Here is a 1,035-nt window from a genome sequence, read left to right as displayed (position 1 = left end):
GGACGAAGAAGCAGAAGGAGGGGCAGGCGTGATACGTGCCTACAAGTTCCTCCTTCGCCCCACCGTCCGGCAGCGCCAGGCCCTCGGGGAGATGCTGCGCGATCACTGCTCCCTCTACAACGGCGCCTTGCAGGAACGCCGCGACGCCTACCGGCACGCCTCCAAGACCTCGATCAAGTACGGGCAGCAGTCCGCGCAGCTCAAGGAGATCCGGGCGTTCGACCCCGAGCGGCAAGGCCGCTGGTCCTTCTCGTCCCAGCAGGCGACCTTGCGCCGGCTGGACAAGGCGTTCCAAGCCTTCTTCCGGCGCGTGAAGGCCGGGGAGAAGCCGGGCTATCCCCGCTTCCGTGGAGTGAACTGGTTCGACACCGTCGAGTTCCCCAAGGACGGCGACGGCTGCCGCTGGAACTCCACCCCGCACCACCCTGTCACCCGCGTCCGCCTGCAAGGCGTCGGCCACGTCCGCGTCCACCAGCACCGGCCCGTCAAGGGCCGCGTCAAGACCGTCAGCATCAAGCGCGAGGGACGGCAGTGGTACGTCATCCTCGCCTGCGACAACGTGCCCGCCGAACCGCTGCCCGCCACGGGCGCGGTCACCGGAATCGACATGGGCGTCACGCACTTCCTCACCACCTCCGAGGGAGCGCATGTCGAGAATCCACGGCACGGCAAGCGCAACGCCGACGCCTTGGCCGACGCTCAGCGAGCGCTCAAGGCGTTCCCGCGTCGGAAGCGGGAAAACCGCGCCGCCAAGCACCGCCGGGCAGTGGAGAAGGTTGCCACGCTGCACCGCAAGGTCCGGCGTCAGCGGCTCGACCACGCGCACAAGGCCGCGCTTGCCCTGGTCCGCGACTACGACCAGATCGCGCACGAGCGGCTGAACATCGCGAACATGGTTCGCACCCCCAAGCCGAAGCCAGACCCCGAGCAGCCCGGCGCGTTCCTGCCGAACGGTGCTGCCTCGAAGGCCGGGCTCAACCGCAGCATTCTTGACGCGGGTTGGGGGGTGTTCCTGGGCATCCTCGCGCAGAAGGC

General features: G+C 68.6%; 1 protein-coding gene. It reads left to right on the top strand.

Annotated features, from left to right (window positions below; translation table 11 throughout):
• Positions 1 to 28: 28 nt before the first annotated feature.
• The coding region (locus ACFV9O_RS40825) for an RNA-guided endonuclease InsQ/TnpB family protein (RefSeq protein ID WP_385428242.1) at positions 29 to 1,035 on the top strand (1,007 nt) is incomplete at its 3' end.

Source organism: Streptomyces sp. NPDC059909 (assembly GCF_042730885.1).
GTDB lineage: Bacteria > Actinomycetota > Actinomycetes > Streptomycetales > Streptomycetaceae > Streptomyces.
This window is presented reverse-complemented; position numbering and strand designations above follow the sequence as displayed.